The 5,952-nt window shown below is 63.8% G+C and carries 6 protein-coding genes; 5 read left to right on the top strand and 1 reads right to left on the bottom strand.

The annotated features are described in order from the left end of the window. On the top strand, positions 1-310 hold a 310-nt coding region (locus P0D96_RS47290), incomplete at its 5' end, for a phosphate acyltransferase (RefSeq protein ID WP_408321148.1). A gap of 328 nt (positions 311-638) precedes the next feature. On the opposite strand, the gene P0D96_RS47285 is transcribed toward P0D96_RS47290, so the two are convergent. Then, on the bottom strand, positions 639-1,439 hold the full coding sequence (locus P0D96_RS47285) for a DeoR/GlpR family DNA-binding transcription regulator (protein WP_132379828.1): 801 nt from the start codon (positions 1,437-1,439) through the stop codon (positions 639-641). 344 nt (positions 1,440-1,783) lie between these two features. Here P0D96_RS47285 and P0D96_RS47280 point away from each other — a divergent pair, with 344 nt between their 5' ends. The 4 genes from P0D96_RS47280 to P0D96_RS47265 all read left to right on the top strand — a co-directional run bounded on the left by P0D96_RS47280 (position 1,784) and on the right by P0D96_RS47265 (position 5,805). Further along, positions 1,784-2,779 carry a 2-keto-3-deoxygluconate permease gene (locus tag P0D96_RS47280; protein ID WP_408321150.1) on the top strand — a complete coding sequence of 332 codons (996 nt, stop codon included), beginning with the start codon at positions 1,784-1,786 and terminating at the stop codon, positions 2,777-2,779. Continuing rightward, complete coding sequence (locus P0D96_RS47275) at positions 2,776-4,119, top strand: four-carbon acid sugar kinase family protein (protein ID WP_408321146.1); 1,344 nt, start codon at positions 2,776-2,778, stop codon at positions 4,117-4,119. The genes P0D96_RS47280 and P0D96_RS47275 overlap by 4 nt, the downstream gene beginning before the upstream one ends. Further along, positions 4,116-5,117 carry a 4-hydroxythreonine-4-phosphate dehydrogenase PdxA gene (pdxA, locus tag P0D96_RS47270; protein ID WP_132379834.1) on the top strand — a complete coding sequence of 334 codons (1,002 nt, stop codon included), beginning with the start codon at positions 4,116-4,118 and terminating at the stop codon, positions 5,115-5,117. The genes P0D96_RS47275 and pdxA overlap by 4 nt, the downstream gene beginning before the upstream one ends. Before the next feature lie 85 nt (positions 5,118-5,202). After that, positions 5,203-5,805 carry a TetR/AcrR family transcriptional regulator gene (locus P0D96_RS47265; protein WP_408321144.1) on the top strand — a complete coding sequence of 201 codons (603 nt, stop codon included), beginning with the start codon at positions 5,203-5,205 and terminating at the stop codon, positions 5,803-5,805. The last annotated feature ends 147 nt before the right edge of the window (positions 5,806-5,952 follow it).

The following is a 5,952-nucleotide window of genomic DNA, read 5'->3' as shown; positions in this document are numbered from 1 at the left end:
GCCGGACCTGCACGTGGACGGCGAAATGCACGGCGACATCGCGCTCGACGCGAATCTGCGCCGCGAAGTGATGCCCGACTCGACGCTCGAAGGCGACGCGAACCTGCTGGTGCTGCCGAACATCGACGCGGCCAACATCTCGTACAACCTGCTGAAGACGGCCGCGGGCAACAACATCGCGATTGGTCCGATGCTGCTGGGCGCGGCCAAGCCGGTGCATGTGCTGACGGCGTCGGCGACGGTGCGCCGGATCGTCAACATGACGGCGCTGCTGGTGGCGGATGTTGTGGGCGGCCGCATGAACGGTTGATTCTTGCGCCTCGGCTTGGTCACGCGGATGCAGCAAAGCAATCTCGCGTTGCACGATGCCCACGAGGGTACTCTCGGTCCGACATCGCGAGCCGGGTTTACTGGACGAAAAGCCTGCGCGTATGTCTGGATGGGCGTCGACGGCCCCAAGCCTGGCGCTCCGCTTCACAACCCGCACTACGACTTCAACGACGACGCATTGGCTGCCGGTGCCTCATATTGGGTGAACGTCGTGAAGGCGTTTGGCGCTGCGCATGTGTGAAGCTTCGCCGCTGCCCTGTGCGACTGTGTGGTCTGTAATGGCCGCGCGGCGCCGACGCCTGAAGACACTATGACTTTCCGTGAGGCAGAGGCTGGCGCGCCTGCTGCGAGGCGGTTTCGATCGTCACTTCGCTGTGCAGCAGGAACGTTGCCAATTCCGGCGTGCCCGGTTGAGCATCGGTCACCAGGGTCCAGTCGCGTTCGAGTGGGGTCCAGTGCTGCTGGCTCGCGCGATCCAGTTTGTGCGACGTCACCAGCACGAAGACGTTGGCCGCCTGCCTGATGATGCATTCCTTCAGATAGGCCTGCTCGGCGGTCGCCTCGCAGAGCCCACGGCCGGCGACCACGCCGTCCGCGCCAAGAAAAGCCTTGTCGACGGACAGGCGGTTCAGCGCGATCTGCGCGAGCGGCCCAAGCGTGCTCATGCTTGAGGGCCGCAGGTCGCCGCCGATCAGCGTGACCGGCACGTCGCTCGACGCAAGCAGGCCAATTGCCAGCAGGTTGTTGGTGACCACGCGAATGTCGCGGCGGCCGGCCAGCAGCCGGGCCATTGCAGCGGTGGTGGTGCCGCCGTCGAGAAAGATGGTGTCGCCGTCCTGGACGTGGCTCACCGCCACCTGCGCGATCGCGTCCTTTTGCTCGCGGAAGCTTTCGCGCCGCAGATCGAGCGACTCCTCGGGTTCGTGAATCCCGACCGAGGCGGCCGCGCCTCCGTACGTGCGCACGATGAGCCGTTCGTCGGCGAGCGCGCGCAGGTCGCGACGTACGGTTGCTTCGGACATGCCGAAATGCTCGCACAGGGCGCCCACGTCGTTCATGCCGGACAGAACGGCCTTCAGCATCGCCTCGCGGCGGTTCGTAACTTTCATGGTGATAGAGGGTAGCGGGTCATCCGAATGCTGCGCGCAATAGAGAGGAGAGGCGCCAACGGGCGTAAGTGTAATCAAACCGGCTGCTGGAGCAACGCCTGCGGAGCGGGGCGCGCTGCGCCCGCGACGTCGTTACGGCATACAAGTGGTTTTGGCTCAATGTGATCGATTCAATCAAATTCGACCCCATTACGCCTGAACGTGCTCGTTTCTGGCGAATTTGCCAGCCTCGACAACTTGTTAATGAGCGGATTGCGCAGGGGCGTCTCGTGGCGTACACTCCGAATGACTGAATCAGTCATTTATAAATGATTGTTTCGATCATTTCCATACAGGAGACAATGATGGCCCAAGTTCCTATCAAGCGCGCGATCGAACGCGTTCCGGGCGGGATGATGATCGTCCCGCTACTGTTCGGCGCAATGATCGCCACCTTCTTGCCGGGCATGCCGAAGTTCTTCGGCTCGTTCACGAATGCGTTGTTTACCGGCGCGTTGCCGATTCTCGCCGTGTTTTATGTGTGCATGGGCGCGTCGATCGATGTGAAGGCAACGCCTTATCTGCTCAAGAAGGGCGGGGCGCTATTCGCGGCGAAGGTCGGGTCCGCGATTATGGTGGGTGTCGTGCTGGGCCACTTTTTGGGTGAGCAGCCGGTTTCGTCCGGACTGTTCGCGGGAATGTCGACGCTGGCGGTGGTTGCCGCGATGAACGACACGAACGGCGGCCTGTACATGGCGTTGATGGGTCAATATGGCAAGTCTGAGGACGTCGGTGCCTATACGATCATGTCGCTCGAATCCGGCCCGTTCCTGACGATGGTCACGCTCGGCGTAGCCGGGCTGTCGGCGTTTCCGTGGCAGACGCTGGTCGGCAGCATCCTCCCGCTCGCGGCCGGCATGCTGCTCGGCAATCTGGACCGTGAGATGCGCAACTTTCTCGGCCGCGCGGTGCCTGTGATGATTCCGTTCTTCGCCTTGGCGCTGGGCGCGAGCCTCGACCTGCACAAAGTATGGCAAGCCGGCTTGCTCGGCATTGGCCTCGGCGTCGCGGTGGTGATCGTGACGGGCATCCCCCTGTATTTGACCGATCGGCTGACTGGCGGCACGGGTGTCGCAGGCGTGGCGGCAGCCAACACGGCTGGCAACGGAGCGGCTGTGCCGGCGCTGATTGCAGCGGCCAACCCGGTCTATGCCGAGGCCGCGAAGAGCGCGACTTTGCTGGTCGCCTCATGCGTCGTCGTGACCGCAATCGTGTCGCCGATTCTTACTGCGGCCGTCGCAAAGCGAATTGGCAAGCAGGCCGACGCGAGCCGCGCGGCTGCATTGGAGGCGACCCGGTGAGCAGCACGAGCATTCTGATCATCGCCGACGACCTGTCCGGCGCCGCCGACTGCGCGATTGCATTTGCGGGAGCGGGGCGCAGTACGGCGGTGACGCTGAACGCGTCACGCGCGATGGGCGCGGCGGAGGTGATCGCGGTGGATACCGACACGCGCCGCATGCCGCCGGCCGAAGCTGCACACTGCACCAGCGCCGCGTGGCTGGCGCAGCGCGGGCCGGGTCGGCGTCTGTACAAGAAAATCGATTCGACCTTGCGCGGTAACTGGGCCGCGGAAGTAGCCGCGTTGCAGCCGCTCGCGGGCCTCGCCATCGTCGCCACGGCCTTTCCTGCCACTGGGCGCACCGTCCGTGAGGGCCGCGTATTCGTGCGCGGCGTGCCGCTCGAAAATACGGAAACGTGGCAGCTCGAACACGCCGCGCACTCCGCCGACCTCAACGCCATGGTCAAGGCGGTCGGCTTGCGCACCGCGGCCCTGGGTGTCGACGCGCTGCGTGGCGATCCCGCAGCGTTGCGCGCTGCCATTGCCGCCGTGGCGAGCAGTGGCGCGCAGGCGCTCATCGTCGATGCGGAAACGGATGAGGATTTGAGAGCACTCGCGCAGGCGACAGCGTCGATGGAGGAAGCCCTGTTCTGGGTCGGCTCGGGCGGTCTGGCTCGCGAACTGGCGTCGTTGAGTGACCTGTTCGAGGTCGCCACGGAAGCCGCGCAAGACGCGCCGCCGAAGCCGGACCAGCAGAGAAGCGCGATCCTGATTCTGGTGGGCAGTCTGTCGGCCGTCTCGGAACAGCAATGCGCGATGCTGCGCGAGCGTGCGGGCGTGGGCGAGTTGATCGTGCCGCCGGTCGTGCTGCGCGCGGGCGAGTCTCATCAGGAGTGGACGGCCTGGCAGGCACGCGTTGGCGCGCATCTGAGCGCGCACACCGACTTGCTGGTGCGAATTGGTCGCGACGATCTGTTCGATCCCGCCGAAGGCGCGCAATTGTCTGCGTCGCTCGCTTCGCTCGTCGCACCGTTTTTCACGCATCTGAGCGGTTTGATCGCGACGGGCGGCGAAACCGCGCGCGCGATGCTCGGTACAGCCGGCATCGACAGCCTGCAATTGCTTTCGGAAATCGAGCCGGGCGTGGCAGTGGGCCGCCCGTACGGCAACCCGCGCCTCACCGTCGTCACCAAAGCCGGCGCATTTGGCAGCGAGCATGCGCTGTACGGCGCCTACCTTCATCTGCGGGGCACACCGGAGTTCGCTGACAACGAGTCCGGATCGGCTCACCCGAGCGGCAACACAACATCTTCGCCGGCTCGCGAAACGAACCAACGTCATTCAGGCAAAACATCATGAGCAACTATCTTCCAGTCATCGGCATCACGATGGGCGACGCAGCGGGCGTGGGTCCGGAAATCGTCGTCAAGAGCTTGACGCACGAGTCCGTCTACCGGCAGTGCCGGCCGCTCGTCATCGGCGATGCCGCGCGCCTCGAGCAGGCCAACCGGATTGTCGGCGGCAGCACGAAAGTGCGTCGCATCGCGAAGCCGGCTGATGCGCAATATGAGCAGGGCACCATCGACTGCATCGACCTCGGGCTGATTCCCGCCGACCTGCCTTTCGGCGCACTGTCGGCGCTCGCAGGCGACGCCGCGTATCAGTACATCGCGCGCGCCGTCGAACTCGCGAAGGCCGACGAGATCGATGCGATCTGCACGGCGCCGCTGAACAAGGAAGCGTTGCACGCCGGCGGTCACAAGTATCCCGGCCACACTGAAATGCTCGCGCATCTCACGGGCATCGAGGAGGTGTCGATGATGCTGGTCGCGCCGAAACTGCGCGTGATTCACGTGACGACTCACATCGGCATTATCGATGCGATCCGCAAGATCGAACCGGGCCTCGTGCAGCGCACGCTAGAGCGAGGCCATGCGACGCTGGTGAAGGCGGGCATTGCCAATCCGCGCATCGCCGTGTGCGGCATCAACCCGCATGCCGGCGAAAACGGCCTGTTCGGTTATGGCGAGGAAGAGGAAAAGATCGTTCCGGCCGTGCAGGTCTTGCGTGAACGCGGCTGGGACATCGAGGGCCCGCTTCCGGCCGACACGCTGTTCTTCCGTGCGGGACGCGGCGACTTCGATCTGGTGGTGGCGATGTACCACGATCAGGGCCATGGTCCGGTCAAGGTGCTCGGCCTCGAAGCCGGCGTCAACGTGACGGTCGGACTCGATGTGATCCGTACCTCGGTCGATCACGGCACGGCGTTCGATATCGCAGGCAAAGGCATCGCTGACGAACGCAGCCTGCTCGAAGCACTGCGGCAAGGCGCCGAACTTGCGACGCGCCGCGCCTGACGCGGCTTGAAATCGATGTACGTGCGCGGTGCCGCCCGCTCGCGCGGAGCGGCACCGTGCCCTTAGGGCTGTAGTTGTCAGGGTTATGCAAACACGACGCACTGAAGACTTTCGCGAAAGGCTACTCGAAGCGGGTGTCGCGCTGTTCGCCGAAACGGGTTATCACGGCACCGGCGTAAAAGACATCGTCGAGCGTGCCGGCGTGCCGAAGGGCTCGTTCTACAACTACTTCGAGAGCAAAGAGGCATTCGGCGCGGCAATCCTGCAACACTACGCGCAGGAGCAGGCCGCTGAATGGAAGCGGTATTCGCGCGAAGCGGCATCGTCCGACCCGCTGCTCGCGCTTCGCGGCATCTACGCATGCATCGTTGCCGACTACGAAGCCTGTGACGACCGCTACGGTTGTCTGGTCGGCAACTTTGCAGGAGAGATCGCGCAGTCGAGCGATCTGTGCCGGCTCGCCGCGCGCAGGACGGTCAATGAATGGCGTGTCGGCTGTGCCGATTATCTGCGGCGCGGCCAGGAATACGGCTCCGTGCGGCGCGATCTTTCGGCTGATGCAATGGCTGACCTGTTCTGGAATGCGTGGGAAGGCAGCTTGTTGCGCATGAAGCTGGATGACTCCGTCGAGCCGCTGAAGGCTTGCGTGCATTCCATGTTCGATCTGTTTTTCAAATCCCCGCAGTAACGGTCGTGGCTGGTTTGAACGGTGTCTGGTGTCGATCCGGGTAGCCGTTTATTCCGTTTTGAGACGACCGGTCATTTCAATGTAAGGAAGAGAGATTCAATGCAGAACTTTACGTTTCATAACCCCACACGAATCATTTTCGGCGAC

Source organism: Paraburkholderia sp. RL17-347-BIC-D, assembly GCF_046027915.1.
Lineage (GTDB): Bacteria > Pseudomonadota > Gammaproteobacteria > Burkholderiales > Burkholderiaceae > Paraburkholderia.
Note: the sequence above shows the minus strand (reverse complement) of the source record. Positions and strands in the feature narration are given on the sequence as shown.

Bases quoted from the DNA above. Each gene is read 5' to 3' on its own strand.
- P0D96_RS47285 (WP_132379828.1), bottom strand. From the start codon at position 1,439: ATGAAAGTTACGAACCGCCGCGAGGCGATGCTGAAGGCCGTTCTGTCC.
- pdxA (WP_132379834.1), top strand. From the start codon at position 4,116: ATGAGCAACTATCTTCCAGTCATCGGCATCACGATGGGCGACGCAGCG.
- P0D96_RS47280 (WP_408321150.1), top strand. From the start codon at position 1,784: ATGGCCCAAGTTCCTATCAAGCGCGCGATCGAACGCGTTCCGGGCGGG.
- P0D96_RS47265 (WP_408321144.1), top strand. From the start codon at position 5,203: ATGCAAACACGACGCACTGAAGACTTTCGCGAAAGGCTACTCGAAGCG.